18 protein-coding genes are annotated in these 23,869 nt (G+C 64.9%); 14 read left to right on the plus strand and 4 right to left on the minus strand.

The window, feature by feature from the left end:
* Nucleotides 1-165: 165 nt before the first annotated feature.
* Nucleotides 166-2,010, minus strand: coding sequence for a translational GTPase TypA (typA, locus tag HB634_RS21795; RefSeq protein WP_213950091.1), 1,845 nt, complete (start codon nt 2,008-2,010; stop codon nt 166-168).
* A 128-nt stretch (nt 2,011-2,138) separates the two neighbouring features.
* Complete coding sequence (locus HB634_RS21800) at nt 2,139-4,328, minus strand: pilin (RefSeq protein WP_213950092.1); 2,190 nt, start codon at nt 4,326-4,328, stop codon at nt 2,139-2,141.
* Nucleotides 4,329-4,598: 270 nt separating this feature from the next.
* Between HB634_RS21800 and HB634_RS21805 the strand changes: the two genes are divergently transcribed.
* The 8 genes from HB634_RS21805 (at nt 4,599) to HB634_RS21840 (ending at nt 13,186) form a co-directional block, all read left to right on the plus strand.
* Nucleotides 4,599-5,525, plus strand: a complete 927-nt coding sequence (locus HB634_RS21805; protein WP_213950093.1) for a hypothetical protein — start codon at nt 4,599-4,601, stop codon at nt 5,523-5,525.
* A 53-nt stretch (nt 5,526-5,578) separates the two neighbouring features.
* The gene (locus tag HB634_RS21810; RefSeq protein WP_213950094.1) at nt 5,579-6,364 is read left to right on the plus strand and encodes a hypothetical protein; all 786 of its coding nucleotides are present in this window, start codon (nt 5,579-5,581) and stop codon (nt 6,362-6,364) included.
* Between the two features lie 43 nt (nt 6,365-6,407).
* Nucleotides 6,408-7,172 carry a hypothetical protein gene (locus HB634_RS21815; protein ID WP_157504033.1) on the plus strand — a complete coding sequence of 255 codons (765 nt, stop codon included), beginning with the start codon at nt 6,408-6,410 and terminating at the stop codon, nt 7,170-7,172.
* A gap of 61 nt (nt 7,173-7,233) precedes the next feature.
* Nucleotides 7,234-8,988 (plus strand): 3-hydroxybutyrate oligomer hydrolase family protein, encoded by a 1,755-nt coding sequence (locus HB634_RS21820; protein WP_213950095.1) that lies wholly within the window; start codon nt 7,234-7,236, stop codon nt 8,986-8,988.
* Between the two features lie 125 nt (nt 8,989-9,113).
* The gene (locus tag HB634_RS21825) at nt 9,114-9,620 is read left to right on the plus strand and encodes a peptidylprolyl isomerase (protein ID WP_063572720.1); all 507 of its coding nucleotides are present in this window, start codon (nt 9,114-9,116) and stop codon (nt 9,618-9,620) included.
* Between the two features lie 220 nt (nt 9,621-9,840).
* A complete protein-coding gene (locus HB634_RS21830; protein ID WP_063572719.1) occupies nt 9,841-11,040 on the plus strand; it encodes a pyridoxal phosphate-dependent aminotransferase in 1,200 nt (399 codons plus the stop codon).
* Between the two features lie 37 nt (nt 11,041-11,077).
* Nucleotides 11,078-12,061 (plus strand): malate dehydrogenase, encoded by a 984-nt coding sequence (locus tag HB634_RS21835; RefSeq protein WP_046966726.1) that lies wholly within the window; start codon nt 11,078-11,080, stop codon nt 12,059-12,061.
* Nucleotides 12,062-12,241: 180 nt separating this feature from the next.
* Complete coding sequence (locus tag HB634_RS21840) at nt 12,242-13,186, plus strand: cation diffusion facilitator family transporter (protein ID WP_063572718.1); 945 nt, start codon at nt 12,242-12,244, stop codon at nt 13,184-13,186.
* 360 nt (nt 13,187-13,546) lie between these two features.
* Here HB634_RS21840 and gnd read toward each other — a convergent pair whose 3' ends face one another.
* Entirely contained in the window at nt 13,547-14,551 is a 1,005-nt protein-coding gene (gnd, locus tag HB634_RS21845) for a phosphogluconate dehydrogenase (NAD(+)-dependent, decarboxylating) (protein ID WP_213950096.1), read from the minus strand.
* A gap of 224 nt (nt 14,552-14,775) precedes the next feature.
* Here gnd and HB634_RS21850 point away from each other — a divergent pair, with 224 nt between their 5' ends.
* The 5 genes from HB634_RS21850 to HB634_RS21870 all read left to right on the plus strand — a co-directional run bounded on the left by HB634_RS21850 (nt 14,776) and on the right by HB634_RS21870 (nt 21,799).
* Nucleotides 14,776-15,270 carry a pyridoxamine 5'-phosphate oxidase family protein gene (locus tag HB634_RS21850; RefSeq protein WP_213950097.1) on the plus strand — a complete coding sequence of 165 codons (495 nt, stop codon included), beginning with the start codon at nt 14,776-14,778 and terminating at the stop codon, nt 15,268-15,270.
* Nucleotides 15,271-15,357: 87 nt separating this feature from the next.
* Nucleotides 15,358-17,310 carry a M1 family metallopeptidase gene (locus HB634_RS21855; protein WP_255548745.1) on the plus strand — a complete coding sequence of 651 codons (1,953 nt, stop codon included), beginning with the start codon at nt 15,358-15,360 and terminating at the stop codon, nt 17,308-17,310.
* A gap of 5 nt (nt 17,311-17,315) precedes the next feature.
* Nucleotides 17,316-17,954: a Pr6Pr family membrane protein gene (locus tag HB634_RS21860; protein WP_213950099.1), complete on the plus strand. Its 639-nt coding sequence runs from the start codon at nt 17,316-17,318 to the stop codon at nt 17,952-17,954.
* A gap of 80 nt (nt 17,955-18,034) precedes the next feature.
* Nucleotides 18,035-19,912: a catalase gene (locus HB634_RS21865; protein ID WP_213950100.1), complete on the plus strand. Its 1,878-nt coding sequence runs from the start codon at nt 18,035-18,037 to the stop codon at nt 19,910-19,912.
* Nucleotides 19,913-19,966: 54 nt separating this feature from the next.
* On the plus strand, nt 19,967-21,799 hold the full coding sequence (locus HB634_RS21870; protein WP_218625587.1) for an ABC transporter ATP-binding protein: 1,833 nt from the start codon (nt 19,967-19,969) through the stop codon (nt 21,797-21,799).
* 10 nt (nt 21,800-21,809) lie between these two features.
* Here HB634_RS21870 and HB634_RS21875 read toward each other — a convergent pair whose 3' ends face one another.
* On the minus strand, nt 21,810-22,688 hold the full coding sequence (locus HB634_RS21875) for a LysR substrate-binding domain-containing protein (protein WP_213950101.1): 879 nt from the start codon (nt 22,686-22,688) through the stop codon (nt 21,810-21,812).
* A 99-nt stretch (nt 22,689-22,787) separates the two neighbouring features.
* Here HB634_RS21875 and HB634_RS21880 point away from each other — a divergent pair, with 99 nt between their 5' ends.
* On the plus strand, nt 22,788-23,690 hold the full coding sequence (locus HB634_RS21880; protein ID WP_213950102.1) for a DMT family transporter: 903 nt from the start codon (nt 22,788-22,790) through the stop codon (nt 23,688-23,690).
* Nucleotides 23,691-23,869: the final 179 nt, after the last annotated feature.

Genomic DNA, 23,869 nt, shown 5'->3' on the forward strand with positions numbered 1-23,869 from the left:
CGCCGATAGGCTGAGATGGGTGCTTGCCGCAACCGGCCCGTTGCCGCGGGATCGCCGATGAATCGGCTCCTACAGGGATAGATAGCGCGGGCCTGGGGCGGGCACAAAAAAAGGCCCGGCGTTAGCCGGGCCTTTTTCGCTAGCGTCGAACGCTATCGCAACGAATCAACCGCGCGACGACTTCTTGCGATCGCCTTCGGTGAGGTGCTTCTTGCGCATGCGGATTTCCTTCGGCGTAACTTCGACCAGCTCGTCATCGTCGATGAAGTCCAGGGCCTGCTCCAGCGTGAACTTGAGCGCCGGGGTGAGCTGGATCGCATCGTCCTTACCGGAGGCACGCATGTTGGTCAGCGGCTTCGGCTTGATGGCGTTGACGGTGAGGTCGTTGTCCTTCGCATGAATGCCGATGAGCTGGCCTTCATACACGGCATCGCCTTCGGCGGCGAACAGCTTGCCGCGTTCCTGGAGGGGTCCGAGCGAGTAGGCCGGGGTGTTGCCGCCGGCGTTCGCGATCATGACGCCGTTCTGGCGCTTGGCGATCGGGGCCGGGGTGTACGGACCGTAATGCTTGAACACGTGGAACAGCAGGCCGGAACCCTGGGTCAGGGTCTTGAACTGGTTCTGGAAACCGATCAGGCCGCGGGCCGGGATCTCGTACTCGAGACGCACGCGACCATTGCCGTCCGACACCATGTTCTTCAGGTCACCCTTGCGGATGCCGAGGCGCTCCATGACGCCACCCTGATGGATCTCTTCGATGTCGATCACCAGTTCCTCGATCGGCTCCATCTTCTGGCCGTCGATTTCCTTCAGGATGACTTCCGGGCGCGACACGGCCAGCTCGTAGCCTTCGCGACGCATGTTCTCGATCAGCACCGAGAGATGCAGTTCGCCGCGGCCCGACACCAGGAACTTGTCCGCATCGGAGCCGTCTTCGACGCGAAGGGCGACGTTGTGCACCTTCTCGCGGTCCAGACGCTCGCGCAGCTGGCGGCTGGTGAGGAACTTGCCGCCCGAAAGATCCTTGCTGCCGACGAACGGCGAGTTGTTGACCTGGAAGGTCATGCTGATCATCGGCTCGTCGACGCTCAGCGCCGGCAGGGCTTCCGGCGTATCCGGCGCGGTCAGCGTGTCCGAAATGGTCAGGTCGGCGATGCCCGAGATGGCGACGATGTCACCGGCTTCGGCGCTGTCCTGCTCGATGCGCTCGAGGCCGAGGAAGCCGAGCACCTGGGCGATCTTGCCCTGGCGCTTCTTGCCCTCGCGGTCGATCACGGCGACCTGCATGCCCTTCTTCAGCGTACCGCGCTGCACGCGGCCGATGCCGATGACGCCGACGAAGTTGTTGTAGTCCAGCTGGCTGATGCGCATCTGGAAGGGGCCGTCCGGATCGACGTCCGGCTTCGGCGCGTGCTGCATGATCGCTTCGTAAAGCGGGGTCATGTCGCCTTCGCGGGCGTTCTCGTCGAGCGAGGCGTAGCCGTTCAGCGCCGAGGCGTAGACGATCGGGAAGTCCATCTGCTCGTCGGTGGCGCCGAGCTTGGCGAAGAGGTCCCAAACCTGCTCGACAACCCACTCCGTACGCGCGGCGGGGCGGTCGACCTTGTTGACGACAACGATCGGCTTGAAGCCCATCGCGAACGCCTTCTGGGTGACGAAGCGCGTCTGCGGCATCGGGCCGTCCATCGCGTCGACCAGGATCAGCACGGTGTCGACCATGGACAGCACGCGCTCGACTTCGCCACCGAAGTCAGCATGTCCCGGGGTGTCGACGATGTTGATGCGGTTCTTCGCACCCGTCTTCTTGTCTTCCCAGGTAATGGCCGTGTTCTTGGCCAGGATCGTGATGCCACGCTCCTTTTCCTGGTCGTTCGAATCCATGACGCGCTCGGCCAGTACGGTGCGCTCGTTGAGCGTGCCGGACTGCTTCAGAAGCTGGTCGACGAGGGTGGTCTTGCCATGGTCGACGTGAGCGACGATGGCGATATTGCGCAGGAATTCGATCGACATGCGGTATGCGCCGGCATAAAGCCGGATCGCCTCTTTGGTTTGGGAAGCCGCCGATTATAAAGGAAAAGAACGACTTTCGCATGACCGGGCGGGGCCCGCCTTCATCGGCCCCCGCCCGGTACCCCTTTTCAGGGTGCGACCGGCTCGTCGCGGCAGCTCTGGGGCAGGTATTTTGGATCGATGCCGTCGCCGGAGCAGGTCCAGGTGATGACTTTGCCATCCACCTTCGGCGTCAGGATCAGCTGGCCGGAATCCAGCTTCTGGTCCGTCTTGTGGGGCGGGGTGGCGTCCAGGGTGACCACGATCTCGCCGCCCTGGCCGACTTCGACGGAACCGGCGTAGTCGTTGCCGAGCGTTTCTGGCTTGCCCAGGCCGGCGGCTGCGTTGTTCGCCGGGAACTTGCTCGTGGACAGGCGGCGCTCGGCCACGGCCAGCTTGACCGGATAAGCCGCCGTCAGGGCGCCCGACACCTGGCTGCGCAGCATGTACTGCTGGTACTGGGGGACGGCGATGGCGGCGAGGATCGCCGTCGTGGCCAGGGCGCCGGCTGAGCCGACCTGGCCAACCAGCTCCGCTGGGGTCTGCTCGTAGGTGAACGAGATGGACAGGGTGTCGGTGTCCGCTTCGAGCGCCGCGCCGACGACGCCCTTCTCGGGCAGGCCGAGGGTATGTGCGGCCGGCAGGCTCGCGATATCCAGGTCGGCCCCGGCCATCCCGCCCATCATCTGCAGGATCTCGATATACGTGTAGTAAGCATCGCGCTGGGCGTCGCGGCTGTTCGCCGTGTAGCCCATCAGCACGTGCGAGCCTGGATAGGCGCGGCCGCGGAACCACTCGTCCAGCGAGGTATCCGGCTTGGCGGCGGCGCGGTCGGCCAGGGCCTGGGGCACCTTGGCCATGATGACCCAGTCGCCTTCCTCCACCCAGTAAAGGCGGCTGCCGAAGCGCTGCATCAGGTTCATGAAGGGCACCAGGGCCTGCTGCTCGGGATGGTCGGCCTCCGGCTCATATGGGGCGCCCGGCATGAACAGCCAGTGCACCTTCGCGTCGTCGACATCCATCTCGCCGCTGCGCCAGCGGCCTGCCTTGGTCATCTCATCGATGCGCGCGTGCCAGCCCTTGAGGTCGCGAGCACGGATGGCGAAGAACTGTCCGGCGTCGTCGGCGAAGACGATGGACTCCGGTCCCATCCACTTCGTGTAATCGGCGATGTCGAACCCGTACTTCGTCCGCATTTTTGCCAGGCCGTCGCGGATGGTCTTCGCGCGATCGGCACCGAAGTCGAGATTGAGGTTGTCCTCGAAGGCCTTGTAACCGTCGGCGTTGGGCAGCGCGAAGGTCATTGCCCAGCGCGGCTCGCCCACGCTCTTCACCGTAGGCGCGAACGAGCGCGGTGCGGCATATTGAAGGACGCGCGCCTGAGGGGCGTGCACCACCATGCGGAACTGGCCCCGGCCGTCCACCGTGCCGCTGCCGAAAGCGACTGCATCGGCCTTGGAAGCAAAGTCTGTGGGCAGCTTGCCCAGTGGCGATTCGCCTGCCTGGTTCGCCGCAACGGCGCCGATGCCGCGGATGGTCGCCCAGCCGTAAAGGCCTTCGCCCGACGTGTCGATGCGGGCTTCGAGGGCGCCGAGCGTGGCCGGCGCAGTGGTCAGTGAGGACTTGGCGAAGGTATCGGTCAACTCGTCGATCGTGTGCTCGTCGCTGGGCTGCTGCAGCGACTGGGTGACCCAAAGGCGATGCTCGGCCACGACGTAGCGAACGCTCCCGCCGGAGGCAAGCTTGCCGTTGCCCTTCGCATCGAGTGGCGCAGCCAGCAGCGGCGCATTGAGAGAGGCGAGGCGCGCGTTGAACGCGTCGACCGAATCGAACGAGAAGCTGCCGGTGACGACGATCCGCGAGGTCGGCGACGGAATGCCCAGCGGATCGATGAGGGCGATCTCGAGTGGCGAACGCAGGTCGCCCAGCAGTAGGGTCAGCGCCGGACCGATCTTCGCGTCGGCCAGGATCTTGTCCTTCGCGATCGTCTCGCGCAGTTTCGCCACGGCGTCGAGGTTTGCCTTCACTGAGAGGGCGGCATCGAGCGGGCGGCCGTTCGGCACGCCTCCGATCACGTTCCATGGGGACGGGAGGCGCAGATAGGCAACCGTCTGCGCAGGAAGGTGCTGGCGCAACCAGGCGGGGGCGGCGATGGCAGTCTGGGCCGCGGCGACGGCCTTGGGATCGGCGGCGGGCGCCTCGTCTTTCTTGTGGCAGGCGGCGAGGCCGAGTGCGGCGGTGATCGCGGCAGACAGCAGGACGGTACGACGGGCAATCATTGCTCTGTATCCCCTTGGGTTCTTCCGGCTCCTGCCGGGACTTGGAGGATAGCAGCGGCCGACAGCTCGTTGCGTGACCCACCACGGCCCTACGCCCCCCCACTGTGGGAGCCGCTTCAGCGGCGATAGCCTTCCGACAAAACGACGGGCCCCCAAACATGCTGCACCCGTCAAAACCATCAGCTACGCTCCGCACATCTGCCGTTGGCGACGGCATATCCAAGGACAGGAGTGGGGACCGTCAACACATCAAACGGAAAACGAAACACGTTGCCGTGGTTCCTGGCGCCGTGCTTGCTGAGCCTGGCCGTGCTATTCCGGCTGGCAGGGCAGGCCATAGCAGACCCGGCTCGCAGTGCCTCGACCCCGGCCGTCGATTCGCACCACGGTAGCGGCGAAGCGACCAGGCCAATAGCGTCGGCGCGACGGCAAACCGCCCCTCCGGCGGCTCGCGGTCATGGGTTTTCCGGACACCTCAATCCGGACGGTTATCTTCTTCCCAGCGACGACTTCTCCGCCATCGAACGTCGTCTGGCAGACCGCGTGACGTACGACGAGCGGGCGTTGTTCGTTATGTATCACGCTGCGGGAGTGTGCAGCACTCCGGTCAAGCCAGATTGGCGTAAGACGGCCAGGAGTGAATCCGGTCGTACCTTTTCGGCGTGGAAGGAGTCGTTCTGTCATGGAATCACGACCCACGACGAGTCACTGGCCTACGCTGCGATGACTCTCGAGTCATTTCAGAAACGTCACGAAGACTGGAACGACAAGAGCGACGAAGATGGGAACCATCTCATTTTCGAGGCGGTTTTGGATTCGGATTCGCCTGAAGACAGCGCCCTTGCGGCGGATATGGTCGACGTGCCCGGTCTCGATAAGTGGGCCCTGGGTCTGCAGGATGTCGAGGGCACGACGCACGTGGCGAGATTGCCTCGCTACCAGCAGGTAGCGCTGCAGGGCATCCAGTGTTCGGAACTTGGCGGATGCGGTCCGAACGACCTCATGACCCTGTGGCTCTGCGTGAGAACCCCGGCGTTGGGCTGCCAGGCGGGTGCGAGCCTAGACGACCTGTGGGCCAATGAATTCGCCCCCGACGAGATCGCGATCATCGCCCGCATCCAGCAACGCATTCTCGACGAGCGCTCGCGTCGTCTCGCAGCGGGTGCGAGTACGGCCCCAAGGGACGCTGCCCGATGATCGCGGACGGGCGTCCCGTCACGCCATGGCCTCTGGCCGTCGGCATCTTCATCTTGACGATCGTCACCGTGATCGGTGCACTCGCCGCACGGCATCCCGTGTCCTGCGTGCCGTCGATGCAGGTCGTGCACGCAACCTACCTGCGTCCGAGCGATTCCTTTGCCGATGTGTTCGCGCGGCTGGCGTCGCGTGTCGACGAGGACCCCGCAGCGCTCCATGCGATCCGCCATGCGTCGCTGGCCTGCACGGGGCCCGTCTCCGGCGATTGGATGCGCCGCCGAACGGTATCCACCAGCGAGAAGGCCTTCCGACGCTGGCAGTTCGCCTATTGCCAGGGCCGGTCTCAGCAAGGTTGGGCCAAGGCCTACGAAACGGGCGAATGGGTCGACGTTCGCCGACGGCATCCCTCGTGGGCGCATACCACGGCAGACGCGCCGGGCTACCCGCCCGACCTTTACGCGCGGATGCTCAGCGATGCGCCGCCGCCCGACCTGCGCATGGTGCAGATGGTCCTGGCCCAGGACAGAGGTCGTCGTGCGCCGTGGCGCTTCGGGAGCGACGTCGTCGAGCACGCCACGCATCCGGAGCGATTCTATCGGTACCAGCGCATGGCGCTGCGTCTGCTGGAATGCGATGTCGTCGGCGGATGCGGGCGCAATGGTGTGCTCACATTCGAACTGTGTCGCGAAGAAGGCGATTGCGCGAACGGGTTGTCGACACGCGATATCGTCATGAAGCGCTATGCGCCGGATGAGGTTGCGATCATCGATGCGCTTCATGGGCGGATGGTGGAAGAACGTGGGTATTTTGCTCGGTCGCATGGTGAGGGTCGCCGCTGAAGCGGGTCCTGCAGAAGCGCACACATCTCATTAAGGGGGAAACATGGGTAGCAGGGGAACAGGGAAGGTGCGGCGCCTGGCGTTGATTTGCGTCGGCGTGGCCGTAGTAGCGATAGGGGCGAGTACGGTTCGCGCGAGTTCATCGCCGCTGCCGCTTGAGCGTCCGGACGACACATTCGAGACCTTGCATGCGCGCTTCGATGACCGCGCCGCGGAAGATCCGGATGCGCTTCATATGCTTGTGCAGGCAGCGATCTTGTGCAGGGAATACGACCCGAACTGGAAGTCGGAGCCTTATATAACGAATTCTTTCCGCGTCTTCGGCACCTGGCAGGATCGCTTCTGCGGCGGTGTGAACCGTGGCAGCGACTACGTCCGTTACAAGGCGCTTGGCGGGACCACCCCGTGGAATTCTCCCGTGGCGAAGCCGCTCACGCTGGACGAGGCCGTGGAAGTGGCACTGACCAGTGACTCACCAACGCGCCTCGAATCCGCCGCCTACACGATAGAGAACGCCCCGCAACGATGGGAGTTTGGCGCAAATCTCGTGCGTTACACAGCGACCATTCCCAACCTCGGTCAGCTACAAGGCATGGCCGTCCGTAGCATTGCCTGTCGGTACTCCGGCGCATGCGACGCCGGTGGCATGGACACCATGTGGATGTGCGCGCGCGATCGTCTGTGCAAACCCTCGCTTACTGTCTTCGGCATGTGGGCGATGCAACACTCGCCGGTCGAAATGGCGGCGGTACGTTCGATGTTGCAGCAGTTGATGCAGGAGCGCGAGCGTCGCGGCGTCGATCGGTAGACTTCGTGCGGTCGTCCAGCACCGGCTTGCCATCGGACGGGCATTCACGCAAGGTCGGGCCATGCAAGTAAACGACACCTTCGGCGACGTCCGCGTCACCACGCATTGCGACGGCGACGATCTTCTCAGCGCCGGTCTGGGCTTGCGCGGTCTGGCGGGTACCGCGACACGCTTTGCGCACCCTGCGTCACCGACACCGGCCGAGCTGCGTCAACGTGCGATCCAGTCGAGCTGGAAGGGCATCGCCGATCTCGGTCCGCTGGGTGGTTTCGGCACGCTATACGGCAGCGTCCCGAACGTCCCCGGCCGCGAGTTCACCACGTTCGCCAGCCTGCCTGGCGCACGCGCGCCGCACCGGGTGCTGGCCCAGGTGCCGGATGACTTCGACCGCAAGAAGCGCTGTCTGGTGGTTACCGCATCGTCGGGTTCCCGCGGGATATATGGGTCCATCGCCCTGGCCGGTGGCTGGGGCCTCCCGCGTGGATGTGCCGTGGCCTATACGGACAAGGGCACCGGAGCGGGGTACTTCGATTCCTCCGATGAGACCGGTGTAGCGCTCGACGGCACGCGTGCCAGGGCAGGGACCGTGCCGCTTGAGTTCGAACCGAAAGGCCTGCCGGCCGACGCCGGCATCGCCGCCAAGCACGCGCACTCCGGCGACCATCCCGAGGCCGATTGGGGGCGCCACGTACTGCAAGCGGCGCGCTTCGGCCTGGCCATGCTCGATCGCGCCTTCCCCGACGACGCCCCGTTCACGGCACAGAACACGACGATCATCGCCACCGGTCTGTCGAACGGCGGCGGTGCCGTGCTGCGCGCGGCTGGCGACGACAGGGACGGCATCCTCCACGCCGTAGTCGCGCTCGAACCCAACATCTATGTGCGCGGCACCGGCCGCTCGTTCTACGACTACGCGACGGAGGCCGCGCTTCTGTTGCCGGCTGCGCTGGCGGCACGCGAATTCGACGGCGTGCCCTTTGCGCGCGTCGGGGCGGCGTCCCCGACCGCCTGGGCGCTGCGTTGTGCGTCGCTGCGCGCCCACGGGAGGCTCTCCGCGGTCATGCCGGGGGCGCAGGCGGCCGAGGCCCTGGACCTCCTGAGGGCCGGTGGCTGGCGGAACGACGTCCTGGCCACGGCTGCATCCTCGACCGCGCTGGACCTATGGCGCGCCGTGACTGTCGCCTATGCCTCGGCGTACCTGAAACGCGATGCCGCCCATATGCCGTGCGGGTTCTCGTATCGCGCGCTTCCGGCGAGCGGCCTGGCAGGTCCCTCCGATGCGATGGTCCGCGCGGCCTGGTGGGCGGATGGCTCGGGTGTACCGCCCGGCGCGGGCGTCATCCTCGCCGGGGGTACGGATCTCTCGCTCGACCCCACCTTGCCCGGCGTGCTGTGCCTGCGCGATCTCCAGACCGGCCACGGCGGCGAATCCGAGCAACTGCGTGCCGCCGTGGATGCTACCGCGGCGGACCTGCCGCGGGACGACCTTCCGATCCTGATCGTCCACGGCGCACAGGACGGCCTGATCCCGGTGGCCTTCAGCTCGGAGCCATACGTGAAATGGCTGCGCGACGCCGGCCGCACGCCGGTGTTCTGGAAGGTCCCCTACGCCCAGCACTTCGACGCCTTCCTGGCCTTCCCGGATTTCGGCGACCGGCACGCCCCGCTGCTGCCCTTCGGCTACGCCGCGCTGGACCGCGCCTGGTCCCACGTCAGTGAGGGCAGGGCGCTGCCCGAGGACGCCGCCGTGCGCGATACCGGCCCCCGTGGCGCCGGCCCGCTGACTGCCGAAACGCTGGCTCTGCCGCACAACTGAGCCGCCATCACGTTTTCTCGCTTGAACTCTGGGGAATAGGGCGCCATCTTTGGTGGCCTTGCAGCCCCCCGGAGCCGGTCGCACGAAGCGACTGGACCGATTTTCAACGAGTTACAGGAATTGCGATGACCATCAACGTCACCATGAAGACCAACAAGGGCGATATCCACCTGCGCCTGCACGACGACAAGACCCCGATGACGGTGGCCAACTTCGTGAACCTGGCCAAGCGCGGCTACTACGACGGCAAGACCTTCCACCGCGTGATCCCCGACTTCATGATCCAGGGCGGCTGCCCCGAGGGTTCGGGCCGCGGCGGTCCGGGCTACAAGTTCGGCGACGAGTTCGATGCCAGCCTCAAGCACGACAAGCCGGGCATCCTCTCGATGGCCAACGCCGGCCCGGGCACCAATGGCTCGCAGTTCTTCATCACCCACGGTGCGACGCCGTGGCTGGATGGCAAGCACAGCGTCTTCGGCGAAGTCGTGGGCCCGGAAGACCAGGCCGTGGTCAACCAGATTGCCGGCGACGACACCATCGAGAAGGTGGTAGTCGAGGGTGACGTGGACGCGCTGCTCGAGAAGCAGGCCGATAACGTTTCCAAGTGGAATGCGGTGCTGGACGCGCGTTAAGCGTCTGGTTCTTCGATGTTTGAAACGCCGCCTTCGGGCGGCGTTTCTGTTTCTGGCCCGCTGCCGCGGGATCGCCGCTGAAGCGGCTCCCACAGGTCCGCTGAAGCGGCTCCCACAGGTCCTGCGCAGGTGTTGTGTGGGAGCCGCTTCAGCGGCGATGCCCCTCCTACTCGCCCGTGTTAAAATAGCGGCCTTTGCCCCGTCCCCCTCCGAGGAAACGATGCCGCAGCTTGCCACGCGAATGGGTCGCGCCAAACCCAGTGCGATCATGGTCATTGCCGAAAAGGCCAAGCGCCTGAAAGCCGAGGGGCGCGACATTGTCAGCTTCTCGATCGGTGTCCCCAACTTTCTCCCCGGCGAGCACGTCTACGCCGCGGCCCGCGAGGCCCTGGCCAAGGATTCCGGCCAGTACGGCAGCAACCGCGGCTCCGATGCGCTGGTCGATGCCTTCCTCGGCCACATCGAGGCCCTCGGCCTGACGGGCTACAAGCGCGAGAACGTCTCCACCGGGGTCGGCGCCAAGCAGATCCTCTACAACCTGGCCGAAGCCCTGCTGGACGAGGGCGACGAAATCGCCTTCCCGGCGCCGTACTGGACCAGCTACCTCGACATCGCCGAGATCGTCGGCGCGAAGATCAACATCCTGCCGTGCCCGCCGGAGCAGCACTACAAGCTCACGCCGGCGCAGCTGGACGAAGCGCTGGCCCGCAAGCCGCGCGTCTTCCTGTTCAACAACCCGTCCAATCCCACCGGCATGGTCTACACACGCGATGAAATCGTCGCGCTGGCCGACGTCATCGCGAAGTATCCGGACACCTGGATCATCACCGACGACATCTACAACACCATGGTGTTCGACGGCGTGGGTTACCACAACTTCGTGCACGTGCGCCCGGAACTGAAGGACCGCGTGATCTTTGTCGACTCGCTGTCGAAGACCTACGGCATGCCGGGCTGGCGTGTGGGCTTCATCGCCGCACCCGAATCCGTGGCTAAGGCCGTGACCACGCTCAACTCGAACCACATCACGAGCCTGCCGGAAGTGATCACCGCCGCGGCCGTCGCTGCGTTGTCGGGTCCGCAGGATGTGCCGGCGGCGAAGTGCGCCGAATTCGCGGTCAAGCGCGATCGCGTTTACAACGCGCTGATCTCGATCCCTGGCGTGGTCTGCCCGCGTCCGCAGGGCGCGTTCTACGCGTTCCCGGATATCTCGGTGGCCTTCGGCAAGAAGCACAACGGCGTGGAAATCACCTCCGACGTGGACTTCTGCGCCGCGTTGCTCGAGACCAAGGGCGTGGCCTGCGTGCCGGGTTCGGCCTTCGGCGAGCCGCGCGCGCTGCGCATTTCCTATTCCTGCCCGGACGAAGCACTCGACAAGGGCATGGCCCGCATCGTCGAGTTCTTCGCCGAGCTCACCTGATCATACGTCCCAAGCGATATTCCTGAGGAGTCGAAAGATGAAAGCACCCGTTCGCGTTGCCGTGACCGGCGCAGCCGGCCAGATCGGTTATGCCCTCCTGTTCCGTATCGCCGCCGGCGACATGCTGGGTCCTGACCAGCCGGTCATCCTGCACCTGCTCGAAATCACCCCGGCACTGCCGACCCTGCAGGGCGTGGTGATGGAGCTGAACGACTGCGCGTTCCCGACGCTCGCAGGCATCGTCGCCACCGACGACGTCAACGTCGCCTTCAAGGACGTCGACTACGCGCTGCTCGTGGGTGCGCGTCCGCGCGGCCCGGGCATGGAGCGCAAGGACCTGCTCGAAGCCAACGGCGCCATCTTCGGCCCGCAGGGCAAGGCCCTGAACGACCACGCCAAGCGCGACGTGCGCGTGCTCGTCGTCGGCAACCCGGCCAACACCAATGCGCTGATCGCGCAGCAGAACGCACCGGATCTCGATCCGAAGTGCTTCACGGCCATGGTCCGCCTCGACCACAACCGCGCGCTGTCGCAGCTGGCCGAGAAGACCGGCACGCATTCGACCGATATCAAGAAACTCACGATCTGGGGCAATCACAGCTCCACGCAGTACCCGGACCTGCACCAGACCACGGTGAAGGGCAAGGCTGCACTCGAGCAGGTCGACCAGGCCTGGTACGAGAGCGACTTCATCCCGACCGTGCAGCAGCGTGGCGCGGCGATCATCAAGGCCCGTGGCGCTTCGTCGGCTGCGTCGGCCGCGTCGGCCGCCATCGACCACATGCGTGACTGGACGCTCGGCACGGCCGAGGGTGACTGGGTCTCCATGGGTATCCCGTCGGACGGTTCCTATGGCGTCGAGAAGGGCGTGATCTTCGGCTACCCGGTGACCGTGAAGAACGGCAAGTACGCCATCGTCCAGGGCCTCGAGATCAATGCGTTCTCACAGGCTCGCATCGATGCGACCGAGAAGGAACTGCGCGAAGAGCGCGCTGGCGTGGAGCACCTGTTCGCGAAGTAAGCTCGCGGCAGGTTTCTGCAAATAAGAAGGCCGCGCTGCAAAGCGCGGCCTTTTTTTGTGCAGGCCCTGTCGTCCGGCTGGAGCACTGTGTGAGCCGATTCATCGGCGATCCCGCGGCAGCGGGCCAGGATTCGTCGACCCTATCGCCGCTGAAGCGGCTCCCACATGGTTTACTAGGCCATGGCCCATAGCTCCCGACTCGTCGTTTTCGTCGCCCTTGCCGCGAACGTTGCCATCGCCGCGGCGAAATTCGTCGCCGCGGCGCTCACCGGCAGCTCCGCCATGCTTTCCGAAGGCGTGCACTCGCTGGTCGACAGCGTCAACGAAGTGCTTCTTCTCTACGGTCTGAAGCGCTCGCAGCGACGTCCCGATCGCCAGCATCCCCTGGGCTTCGGTCGTGAGCTCTACTTCTGGAGCTTCATCGTCGCGTTGCTGGTGCTCGCGCTGGGTGCGGGCTTTTCGTTGTACGAGGGCGTCAACCGCATCCTCACGCCGGAGCCGCTTAAGGATCCGGTGGCCAACTACATCGTGCTGGGCGTCAGTGCGTTGTTCGAGGGCAGCTCGTGGTACCTCTCGCTGAAGAGCGTGCAGCGGAAGAAGGGCAAGTACGGCTACTTCGAAGCGTTCCGCCGGACCAAGGACCCGACCACGTTCTCCGTGCTGTTCGAAGACACGGCGGCCCTGCTGGGTCTGGGTATCGCGGCGATCGGCGTCTACCTCTCCCACGCGCTGAACGATCCACGCATCGACGGTTGGGCGTCGGTCGGCATCGCCGTCGTGCTTGCGGCCGCGGCCAGCCTGCTGGCGCGTGAGAGCAAGGCCTTGCTGATCGGCGAGCCCGCCCAGCCCAGGTTGCTGGCGGAGGTGTGCAACATCGCCGGCGAGGTGCCGGGGATTGAGGCGGTGAACGGTGTGCTGACGGTGCAGGTCGGGCCCGACCATGTGCTGGTCGCGCTATCCGCGGCGTTCGACGACGCGCTGACCACCGTGGAGATCGAGGAGTGCGTGCGGGAAATCGAGGCGCGCACGAAGGCGGCGAATCTGCCGATCGTGGCGTTGTTCATCAAGCCGCAGACGCCGGAAGGGTGGCGCGAGAGATTGCGGCAACTGGACGGCAAGGCCTGAAAAAAGGTTCATCGCGGAATGCCGGGACGCCGAAGGGGGCGGTTCAAGCCGCGGCGGGGTGGGAACGTCGCGGCGCAGAGCCTTCGGTGCCCACCCTCGCTGCTCAGACACGTCCTCCGCGTTTCGTACCGGAAAGGCCGCTGCGCGGCCCCATGTACTTATTTGGCCTTCGGCCGCTCCACTTGTGCGGAACTCGCCTCGAGGGTGGGCACCGAAGGCTCTGCGCCCCAGGCCTCACGCAAGCGGCGGCGTGAGCCGCTAAAAACACGCACTCGCAAAGCGAGTGAACCACCCCTCAGGCGTCCCCGAAGTTCCGCGAAGAACCAAAAAAAGCCCCGCATGTGCGGGGCTTTTTTCAGGTCAGGAGTGCTCGCTTTCCTTCGGCGGCTTGCCGCGGCCTTCGATGTGTCCACCGAAGCCCATGCGCATGGCCGAGAGGAGGCGCTCGGCGTAGGTGTGGTCCTGACGCGAGCGGAAGCGGGCGAACAGGGCAGAGGTGAGCACCTCGGCCGGGACGGCTTCTTCGATCGCGGCGTTGACCGTCCAACGGCCTTCACCGGAGTCGTCGACGTAACCGGAGTAGTTGTCCAGCTCCGGGCCCTTGGCCAGGGCGCTGGCGGTCAGGTCGAGCAGCCAGGAGGAAACGACGCTGCCGCGACGCCAGACTTCGGCGATATCGGCCATGTCCAGGCTGTAACGCTCGCGCTCCGGAATCTGCTTGCCGTCACGGTTCTTCAGGATGTCGAAGCCTTCCGCGAAGGCCTGCATCATGCCGTACTCGATGCCGTTGTGGATCATCTTGACGAAGTGGCCAGCGCCCGCCGGACCGGCGTGCATGTAGCCGTTCTCGACGCGCGGATCGCGGCCATCGCGGCTTTCCGTGCGCGGGATATCGCCAGCGCCCGGGGCGAGGGTCTTGAAGATCGGATCGAGGTAGTCGACCGTGGCCTTGTCGCCACCGATCATCATGCAGTAGCCGCGATCCAGGCCCCAGACGCCGCCCGAGGTGCCGACGTCGACGTAATGCTGGCCCTTGGCGGCAAGCTCTTCGGCGCGGCGGGCATCGTCCTTGTAGAAGGTGTTGCCACCGTCGATGACGATGTCGTCCTTGCCCAGCAGGCCGCTCAGGGTCGTGATGGTGTTTTCGGTGATCTCACCGGAAGGGAGCATCACCCAGATGATTTTCGGCGAAGGAAGCGCCTTGACCATGGCTTCCAGGGACTCGACGGCTTCACCACCGTCCTTGGCCAGCGTGGCACGCGCGTCGGCGTTGTTGTCGTACACCACGGTCTGGTGACCGTCCCTCATAAGGCGGCGGGCGATGTTGCCGCCCATGCGGCCCAGTCCGATCAAACCGATTTTCATGCGTGGGGTCCTCGATGAGTTCAACGTGGGGAATATGCGGATACCGTGGCGCGATGCAAGGTATACCTAGGGATGAGACGCTCGTATTGGCGTCCCGAAGGGGATTCAGGTCCCCATGGTAAACCGCATGTGAGTCCGGCGTCTTCCCGAATGGCAACTTGATTGACGGCCTCTTCAGCCAGCGGATGGGACCGTGGGCCTTTAAAGCCCAACGGGAGCGCGACATGGCCAATAATCGTCAAGACGACAATGAAAAGATCTGGTCGCTGATCAAGGACGCCCACATCGCCATGCTGACCAGCGAACGGGACGGTCGGCTCTACAGCCGGCCGATGGGGGCATCGCAGAGGGCTTTCGACGGCAGCCTCTGGTTCTTCACGCGAAAGAGCTCGCCGAAGGTCGTCGAGGTGGAGGCTCATCGCGAGGTCAACGTGTCCTATGCGAGCGCATCCGACAACAGTTACGTTTCGCTCTCGGGGCGCGCCTGGATCGTCGAGGACCGCGCGGCGATCGACGAACACTGGAACGAATGGATCAAGACCTGGTTTCCGGACGGCAAGGACGACCCGGACCTCGCCTTGATCCGCGTGGATGTCGACACCGCGGAATACTGGGATGGCCCCTCGTCGAAGATGGTCGTCGCTTTCGATTACCTCAAGGCGCGGATGACCGGCAAGACGCCCGACATGGGCGAGAATCGCAAGATCGATGTGCGCTGACCTGACCTTGCGCACCTGACTTTCGGCACGGTAGAGGCGGGCTTCGTTTGCCGGTTACGCTGAGGGGTCGTCCCCATGGTGCTACCGATGAAAAACGTTGCCCGCCTGTCGATCGCCAGCCTCGCCCTCGTGGGTTCGCTGGGCGCTTCGGCCGCGACCTTCGACCCGCGCGAGACCTTCGCACCCTTCACCTATCCCCAGCAGGCCACCGCCTATCGCTCGGGCAGTGGCATGCCCGGCCCGCTTTTCTGGCAGAACCGCGCCGACTATGAGCTCGCGGCCACGCTGGATCCGGTGAAGAACACGATGGTGGGCAAGGCGACCATCCACTACACCAACAACAGCCCGGACGCGCTCGACGTGCTCTGGCTGCAGATGGACCAGAACCGCTACACCACGGACGCGCGCGGCAACTTCACCTCGGGCCGCACGCCTAAGCAGCATACCGATGGCTACCGCGTCGCCACGGTAACGCTCGAGCAGGGCGGGAAGACCGTCAAGGCCAGCTATGTCGTCGCCGATACACGCATGCAGGTGCGCCTCCCCGAGCCTGTCGCGGCCCGCGGTGGCAAGGTCACCCTGACCATCGAATATTCTTACGATCTGCCGGGCGACTTCGGCGGGCGCACCGGTTTCGCTCCTTCCAAGAACGGCAATATCTACGAGATGGCGCAGTGGTATCCGCGCATGTGCGTCTACGACGATCTGCGTGGATGGGACACCGCACCCTTCCTCAACAGCGAGTTCTATCTCGAATACGGCGATTTCGACTACGCCATCACCGTTCCGGCCAACATGATCGTGGCGGGCTCCGGCGAGCTGGTGAATCCGGAGGACGTGCTCACCGCCGCCCAGCGCGATCGCCTGGCCAAGGCACGTGACAGCGATGCCACGGTCATGATCCGCACGCCGGCTGAAGTGACCGATCCCGCCAGCCGCCCGGGCAAGACGGGCACGCTGACGTGGAAGTTCCGCATGAAGAACACCCGCGATGTCGCGTTCGGCGCCTCGACGGCCTATGTGTGGGACGCTGCGCGGATCAACCTGCCCGAGGGCAAGAAGGCGCTGGCGATGTCCGTCTACCCCGTGGAAAGCGTGGGTAACGACTCCTGGGGCCGTTCGACGGAGTACCTGAAGGCCTCCGTCGAACACTTCTCGACCAAGTGGTACCCGTACCCGTATCCGGTGGCGGTGAATGAAGCGGGCTCCGCGGCCAGCGGCATGGAGTATCCAGGCATCGTGTTCGATCCGATGAAGGCGCCGGCGAAGCCCCTGCACATGGTCACCGCGCACGAGATCGGCCACACCTGGTTTCCGATGATCGTCGGCACCGACGAGCGCCGTAACGCGTGGATGGACGAAGGCTTCAATACCTTCATCGATGTGTACGAGGCGGACGCCTTCCATCATGGCGAGTTCGCGCCCAAGCGCGACAGCGAGTATTCGCCGAAGGGTGGCAACCCGGTCGATGAGATCCTGCCGTTACTGGCCGATCCCGATGCACCGAACCTGCTGATCGGCGCGGACATGGTCAAGGAGAAGTACCGCCATCCCGCGACGTACTTCAAGGCGGCGCTTGGCCTGGTGTTGCTGCGTGAGCAGATCATCGGACCTGAGCGTTTCGATCCCGCCTTCCGCAAGTACATCGCCACCTGGGCCTACCACCATCCTTCGCCGTCGGATTTCTTCCGCCTGATGGAAAGCGAAGCGGGTGAGGACCTTTCGTGGTTCTGGCGTGGGTGGTACGCGAACAACTGGCAGATGGACATGGCGATCACCAAGGTCGAAGGCTCGGTCGTGACCATCGAGAACCGCGACCAGCTGGTGATGCCAGCCACCTTGCGCGTCACCTTCGACGACAAGACCACGCGCGACATCCGCGTGCCGGTGGAGACCTGGCAGCAGCACAAGAGCTTCGACCTGACGGTGCCCGGCGGGCGGAAGATCGTCGCTGCCACGATCGACCCGGATCACGTCATTCCCGATCGTGACCGCTCGAACAACAGCTGGCCGGTGGCCGCTGCCGGAAAGGGCGGCTGATACCCATGTCGCCACGCACCGCCGCGATATCGAATCTCTATGCGATCGTCGTTGCGGCGGTGGCGTGGTCCGGGCTGATGTTGCAGTACTGGTTGATCCTGTGGTCCGGGACGATCGGTCATGCCACGGTGCGTTATTTCAGCTTCTTTACCATCCTGTCCAATCTGCTCGTCGCGCTGGTTGCAACCGCCGCGGCCACCGGTGGCAGCTGGGCGCCGCTGCGCGTATGGCGAAAGCCGCGCGTACGCGGTCTCGCTGCGCTGTGCATCGCCGTCACCTGCCTGATCTACGCCACGATTCTCGCGGGTCAATGGCATCCGCAGGGGCCCCAGCTCATCGCGGATCGCATCGTGCACTATGTCGTGCCTTTCCTGTATCTGTTCTGGTGGGTGGCACTGTTGCCCCACGGCACATTGGTATGGCGCGATGCGCTTCGCTGGTTGTTGTTTCCGGTGGTGTTTCTTGCATGGACGCTGCTGCGAGGCGCGGTGGTGCATGAGTACCCGTATCCGTTCGTGGACGCGGATCGCCTGGGCTACGCCACGGTACTGATCAACGCGATCGTGGTTGCGCTGGTCTTCGTCGTGCTCGGCCTCGGCCTCGTCGCCGTCGATCGCGTGATTGCCCGCTACACCAACGCCTAGCGTTATTCTTGCTTTGCATTGACCCTCGATTCACGGAGTCGCTGCGATAACCGGACCGCTGCCAAAGCGTGAGGTCCGTCATGAGCAAGACGCCGTTCGACGCTTCTGCGTTGCATGAGAGGTTTGACCGGCTCGATCATGCGCGTCTTCCCGAGCGTGTCGTCAACGCTCGTGGTGCCGGTGCCCATGGGTATTTCGAAGCCTATGAATCGATGGTGTCGTTGACCCGTGCCGATTTCCTCAGGGAGAAAGGCAGGCGTACACCCGTGTTCGTGCGATTCTCCACCGTATCGGGTTTTCGCGGGTCGACCGACCTTGCGCGCGATGTGCGCGGTTTCGCCGTCAAGTTCTATACCGAAGAGGGCAACTACGATCTTGTCGGCAATAACATGCCGGTGTTCTTCATCCAGGACGCCATGGTATTTCCCGACCTGGTCCAGGCAGCGAAGCCCGATGTGCACAACGAGATGCCGCAGGCGGCGACAGCGCAGGATGCGTACTGGGAGTTCATTTCCCACATGCCCGAGTCCATGCACATGATCATGTGGGCCATGTCGGACCGCGCCATCCCGCGAAGCTACCGCATGATGGAAGGCTTTGGCGTGCATACGTTTCGCATGGTCAACGCGGCCGGTGAGGGATGCTTCGTCAAGTTCCACTGGAAGCCGGCACTCGGGTTGCATGCCGTGACGTGGGACGAGGCGATCAAGATTTCCGGTAACGATCCGGATTTTCACCGTCGCGATCTCTTCGACGCGATCGAAGCGGGCGAGTATCCGGAATGGGAATTCGGCGTGCAGGTGGTGGACGAGAAAGATCGCCATGCCTTCGATTTCGACCTGCTCGACCCTACCAAGCTGATTCCCGAGGAGGTCGTTCCCGTTCGCCGTATCGGCAAGCTGGTGCTTGATCGCAACCCGCGCAATTACTTCGCGGAAACCGAGCAGGTGGCTTTTCATCCGGGTCACGTCGTACCCGGCATCGACCTTTCCGAGGATCCGCTATTGCAGGGGCGCGTGGCGGCATACGCACGCGCGCAGGCATTGCGTCTGGGTGTCGGCGATGGACACGACCTGCCGATCAATCGTGGCAGTGCGCCGTCACGCGATCGATCGCGCTTCCGGGGCCATGGCTCGCGCAGCGATGCCTTCCGCGATCACTTCACGCAGGCGCGGATGTTCCTGCATAGCCAGTCCGAGCCCGAATACAACCACCTTTGTCACGCGCTCGAATTCGAACTGGGAAAGGTGAGTTCGCCAGCGGTACGTCAGCGCATGTTGTTCATGCTTGCCCAGGTCGACGAGGACCTTGCGGCGAGTGTCGGCAAGGGGCTGGGCATGCCGGTGCCGCGAAAAAACGACAGGTCCCTCGATGGGCCGGCCCCGGATACCAGGGATTCGCAGAAGCTGCCGTGGCTTCCAGCGCGGGACGTACCCGTATCGCCGGCGCTCAGCATGGCGAACAGCCGCCAGAGCGGCATCGCCACGCGCAAGGTGGCGGTGCTCATCGCCGACGGTTACGACCGTAACGACCTGGCCATGATGCGCAAGGCATTGGAGAGCAGCGGCGCCTGGGTAAGGATCGTCGCACCGCAACTGGGCGCCATACCGTCGCATCGCGACACGGTGGAGGCGGACTTCAGCTTCCGCACGGGCGATTCTGTCCTGTTCGACGCGATCTACATTCCGGGTGGCCGAAAAAGCGTGGACGCCTTGAAGCGGCACGTGGAAGTCGGTGATTTCGTTCGCGACAGCTGGCGCCACTGCAAGCCTATCGCCGCCAGCGGCGCTGGCGTCGAACTGCTGGCCGGCTTGCCCGGTACGGTTTCCGGTCCTGGGAAGCTGAGGGCGGCGCATGGCGTCGTGGTTGCGCCGGGTAAGGCCAGCGACGCCATGGCGGATGCCTTCGTACAGGCTATCGCCAAGGGGAGGCATTGGGCGCGCGAGACGCTGGCCTGAGCGAGGCTTGCCGGGGCGCATGCCCGGCAGGTCCAACCGGGCTAGAATGCCTGCATGATATTTCGCTGGTTCGAATCCCTTATCGACATCTTCCGTGAAGCGCCGGACCGCGCGCCGCCGAAGAGCGTCGTGCGTTTCTACATCTACTACCTGCGCCAGGTATGGAAGGTCTTCGCCGCTGCGCTGGTCGTCGGCCTGGCGGTGGCTTTCATCGAAGTGGCCCTGTTCGACTTCCTCGGACGGGTGGTCGATATGGCGCAGAAAACGCCGGCCGCCGTGTTCTTCCAGACCCACGGCAAGACCCTGCTCTGGATGGGCTTCGTCATCGTCGTCCTGCGGCCCCTGTCCATCGGGCTGCACGACCTGCTGGTGAACCAGACGCTCAACCCCGGCATGACCAACATGGTGCGCTGGCAGCATCATCGCTACGTGCTGAAGCAGAGCCTGGCGTTCTTCCAGAACGATTTCGCCGGTCGGATCGCCAACCGCATCATGCAGACCGCGCCTTCGCTGCGCGAGTCCGCGGTGCAGGTGGTGGATGCGATGTGGTACGTCACCGTCTACGCGGGTACGTCGGTCTACCTATTCGCCAAGGCGGATCTGCTCCTGGCGTTGCCGTTGGTGCTGTGGATCGCGTGTTACACCGGCATGCTGGTGTTCTTCGTGCCGCGGGTGAAAGAGCGCTCCTGGAAAGCATCCGAGGCGCGTTCGAAGCTGATGGGCCGCATTGTCGATGGCTACAGCAACGTCATGACGCTGAAGCTCTTCGCCCATACCCATCGCGAAGAGGCATACGCGCGCGAGGCCATGCTCGAGCAGACCGGCAAGGTGCGCTCGTCCAACCGCATGATCACCTCGATGGATATCTCGATCACGTCACTCAATGGCCTGCTGATCGCTGGGACCAGCGCGCTCGCGCTGTGGCTGTGGTCGCGCGGTACGGTGTCGACCGGTCAGGTCGCCCTTTCGGTCGGTCTCGTCATCCGGATCAACAACATGTCCGGCTGGATCATGTGGGTGGTGAACGGCATTTTCGACAACGTCGGCACCGTGCAGGACGGCATCACTACGCTGGCGCAGGAGCGGACCGTCGTCGACCGCGACGACGCGAAGCCGCTCGTGGTGACCAGGGGCGAAGTGCGCTTCGACGATATCCACTTCCATTACGGCAAGGCTGGCGGCGTCATCGGTGGGCTGGACCTCATCGTTCGCGCGGGCGAGAAGATCGGTCTGGTGGGCCCTTCGGGCGCCGGCAAGTCCACGCTGATGAACGTGATGCTGCGCCTCTACGATCTGGAAGACGGCCACATCCTCATCGACGGCCAGGACATCGCCAAAGTCCAGCAGGAATCCCTGCGCTCGAACATCGGCGTGGTCACCCAGGACACCTCGCTGCTGCACCGCTCGATTCGCGACAACCTGCTCTATGGTCGTCCCGATGCAACGGAAGCGGAAATGTTCGAAGCCGTGCGCAAGGCGCGCGCGGATGAGTTCGTGCCGCTGTTGTCGGATGGCGAAGGCCGCACCGGTTACGACGCGCACGCCGGCGAGCGCGGGGTCAAGCTGTCCGGTGGACAGCGCCAGCGCATCGCCATCGCACGGGTGCTGCTGAAGGATGCGCCGATCCTCGTGCTCGACGAGGCGACCTCGGCGCTGGATTCCGAAGCCGAGGCGGCCATCCAGGAAAGTCTTGAAACCTTGATGCAGGGCAAGACGGTGATCGCCATCGCGCATCGCCTGTCGACCATCGCCCGCATGGATCGCCTGGTGGTCATGGAACACGGCGCCATCGTCGAGACCGGCACGCATGCGGAACTGATTGCCCGCGGTGGTCTGTATGCGCGGCTGTGGGCTCACCAGACCGGCGGCTTTGTCGGCGTCACCTGATGGCTTTGCGCTAGGCCCGGGGCTCGAGCGTCTCGCGCTCGGCCCATGCAATGAAAGCCAGCGCCGCCGCCGTCGGCGGCCGGTGGGCGGAGTGCACGAGGTAATACGCATAGCGCGTCGGCAGCTCCGGTCCCGGTAAGCGCACGAGTCGCCCATCGGCAAGGTGGGCCGACGCCAGCCGCGTGCGCGCGAGCACGGCGCCGAGACCCGATGCCGCCGCATTGAGGCCATCGGCCGAATCGCTGAGCGTGTGCATCGTCCCCCCGCGCGGATAGCGCACGCCAGCCGCCTTGAACCACTCGCGCCAGCCTTCCGGTGCGATGTCGGTCAGCAGGGGCAGGGAGGAGACATCCTCCGGCGAAGTGATGCCAGCCGCCAGTTCCGGCGAAGCCAGCGGCTGTAGCGAATCGTCCATCAGGAAGCGAGCGGTCAGGCCGGGCCACTGGCCCAGGCCGTAGCGGATGCCCAGGTCGGGGCCGCCTTCGTCGAAGCGGACGAGGGAGCGGTCGGTGTCGATGGACAGGCGCACGGTGGGGTGTGCCTCGATGAAGCGTCGGAGCCTCGGCGTCAGCCAGTTCGCCGCCAGTGACGGCAAGACGCTCAGGCGCAGCCCGTTGTCACGCCGGTGCTGGCGCAGGCTGTCGAGCACGGCCTCGACTTCGGCAAGCGCCGAGCCGGCTGCATCGGCGAGGAGGCGGCCCTCCGGCGTAAGGGCCACGCCACGGGCATGCCGTTGGAACAGACTCACGCCCAGCGCGGTCTCGAGCTTGCGCACGTGGTGACTCACCGCGCTGGCGGTGAGATGTAACTCCTCGGCCGCATGAGCGAAATTCTGGTGTCGGGCGGCGGAAGCGAAGGCGGCGAGAGCGGGCAGGAGGGCGGATCGCATGGGGAGGGCTGAATCAAATGAGAGGCTGGCTTGCAAAGAATGCGCTTGTCCGGCGCGCCATTCCAGCGAAAATAGGGACTAGCCACAAGCGAGGTTCATATGTCGACCGCCATCAATCCTCCCGCTGATTCCCTGGGTCCGGTCACCGAACGCGACTGGCGCACACCAGTCGAGCTTGTGTCCCTGGGCGCCATCTGGGGCGGTTCGTTCCTTTTCATGCGCGTGGCCGCGAAAGACTTCGGCCCGTTCCCCATGGTCGCCACGCGCCTGCTTTTCGGCTCGGTGATCCTGCTGCCGCTGTTGTGGAAGGCCCGCAAGGCCGTTCGCCTGTCGCACCTGTGGAAAATGCTGCTTCTTGGCGCCCTGAGCGCGGCGATCCCGTTCACCCTGTTCGCCTGGGGTGCCGAGCGCGCGCCAGCCGGCATCGGCGCCATCGCCAATAGCATGACGGTGCTCTTCGCCGCTCTGGTCGCCTTCATCGGCTTCGGGGAGAAGATCGGTACCCGCAAGGCCATCGCCCTGGTCGCCGGGTTCGTCGGTGTCGTGATCCTCGCCAGCGGCCGTACGGCGGGTGAGAACGTCGCACCCGCCGCGCTCGCTGGTGCCGCCGCCTCGTTCTGCTACGGCCTCGCCGCCAACCTGATCAAGCGTTACCTGTCCGACCTTCCGCCCACGGCCGTGGCTGCCGGATGCCTGCTCGGCGCGACCATCCTCATGGCCCCGCTGGCTGCACTGACCTGGCCAGATGCACCGATTCCCACCAAGTCGTGGGTCGCGGTTGTCGCCCTCGGCGTGCTCTCGACGGGTCTGGCGTACGCCTCCTACTTCCGCCTGATCCAGCGCATCGGCGCACCACGCGCGGCGACCTCGACCTACCTCGTCCCGCTGTTCGGCGTGGCCTGGGCCTGGATGTTCCTGGGCGAGGCCCTCACGCCGACGATGGCCCTGGCCGGTGCGATCATCCTCGGCAGCGTGCTCTTCAGCCAGAAAAGCAAGGCCTGAGAGAGCCCTTTCGCGGATCGTCGCGGCATGAAATAGTCCCGGCACGTTCTTTCTGCCGGGACCTTCCATGCCGCGTCTTCGCTATCTCCTCGCTTTTGGCGTCACCAGCTTTGCCTTTGCGCTAGCCGCGCATGCACAGGAGGCGCCCATCGCGCCGGTCGCCGCGGGCACCGTCGCGC

Origin of the sequence: Luteibacter sp. dw_328 (assembly GCF_018449605.1) — a bacterium.
In the GTDB taxonomy this organism is placed as follows: domain Bacteria; phylum Pseudomonadota; class Gammaproteobacteria; order Xanthomonadales; family Rhodanobacteraceae; genus Luteibacter.

What these genes read in the sequence shown, in the direction of transcription:
- HB634_RS21815 (WP_157504033.1), top strand. Translation starts at nt 6,408, where the DNA reads ATGGGTAGCAGGGGAACAGGGAAGGTGCGGCGCCTGGCGTTGATTTGC.
- gnd (WP_213950096.1), bottom strand. Translation starts at nt 14,551, where the DNA reads ATGAAAATCGGTTTGATCGGACTGGGCCGCATGGGCGGCAACATCGCC.
- HB634_RS21835 (WP_046966726.1), top strand. Translation starts at nt 11,078, where the DNA reads ATGAAAGCACCCGTTCGCGTTGCCGTGACCGGCGCAGCCGGCCAGATC.
- HB634_RS21820 (WP_213950095.1), top strand. Translation starts at nt 7,234, where the DNA reads ATGCAAGTAAACGACACCTTCGGCGACGTCCGCGTCACCACGCATTGC.
- HB634_RS21830 (WP_063572719.1), top strand. Translation starts at nt 9,841, where the DNA reads ATGCCGCAGCTTGCCACGCGAATGGGTCGCGCCAAACCCAGTGCGATC.
- HB634_RS21825 (WP_063572720.1), top strand. Translation starts at nt 9,114, where the DNA reads ATGACCATCAACGTCACCATGAAGACCAACAAGGGCGATATCCACCTG.
- HB634_RS21865 (WP_213950100.1), top strand. Translation starts at nt 18,035, where the DNA reads ATGAGCAAGACGCCGTTCGACGCTTCTGCGTTGCATGAGAGGTTTGAC.
- HB634_RS21855 (WP_255548745.1), top strand. Translation starts at nt 15,358, where the DNA reads ATGAAAAACGTTGCCCGCCTGTCGATCGCCAGCCTCGCCCTCGTGGGT.
- HB634_RS21870 (WP_218625587.1), top strand. Translation starts at nt 19,967, where the DNA reads ATGATATTTCGCTGGTTCGAATCCCTTATCGACATCTTCCGTGAAGCG.
- HB634_RS21880 (WP_213950102.1), top strand. Translation starts at nt 22,788, where the DNA reads ATGTCGACCGCCATCAATCCTCCCGCTGATTCCCTGGGTCCGGTCACC.
- HB634_RS21875 (WP_213950101.1), bottom strand. Translation starts at nt 22,688, where the DNA reads ATGCGATCCGCCCTCCTGCCCGCTCTCGCCGCCTTCGCTTCCGCCGCC.
- HB634_RS21850 (WP_213950097.1), top strand. Translation starts at nt 14,776, where the DNA reads ATGGCCAATAATCGTCAAGACGACAATGAAAAGATCTGGTCGCTGATC.
- typA (WP_213950091.1), bottom strand. Translation starts at nt 2,010, where the DNA reads ATGTCGATCGAATTCCTGCGCAATATCGCCATCGTCGCTCACGTCGAC.
- HB634_RS21840 (WP_063572718.1), top strand. Translation starts at nt 12,242, where the DNA reads ATGGCCCATAGCTCCCGACTCGTCGTTTTCGTCGCCCTTGCCGCGAAC.
- HB634_RS21860 (WP_213950099.1), top strand. Translation starts at nt 17,316, where the DNA reads ATGTCGCCACGCACCGCCGCGATATCGAATCTCTATGCGATCGTCGTT.
- HB634_RS21800 (WP_213950092.1), bottom strand. Translation starts at nt 4,328, where the DNA reads ATGATTGCCCGTCGTACCGTCCTGCTGTCTGCCGCGATCACCGCCGCA.